Below are 325 nucleotides of genomic sequence, written 5' to 3' on the forward strand. Positions count from 1 at the left end.
GTGTATACCGTATGCAGAGGAGTTTGATATAAAGATCGCAGTAGAAGCCCATGCTCCACATATTTTAACAAGTGAATGGGTGAGCAAAAATATAGAATTAGCTCAAAAGAAGGGGACGAAACATTTTGGAATTATGCCAGACTTAGGAACCTTTTCTAAGACAATACCCCGGGTGGTTATTAACGAATCATTACGACATGGTGGTCAAAACCACATCACAGAATATATAGATAATGTCTATAAAAATCGTGAAATTCCTAATGATTTAATTGAAAAAGTAACAAAAATGGGTGCTAATCCTGTAGATATTTGGTTAGCTCAGCGG

1 pseudogene is annotated in these 325 nt (G+C 36.3%); it reads left to right on the plus strand.

The features are described 5' to 3' along the window. A pseudogene (locus tag KH400_RS23550) lies at window positions 1–325 on the plus strand (hypothetical protein); the annotation flags it as partial.

Source organism: Desertibacillus haloalkaliphilus, from assembly GCF_019039105.1.
Taxonomy (GTDB): domain Bacteria; phylum Bacillota; class Bacilli; order Bacillales; family KJ1-10-99; genus Desertibacillus; species Desertibacillus haloalkaliphilus.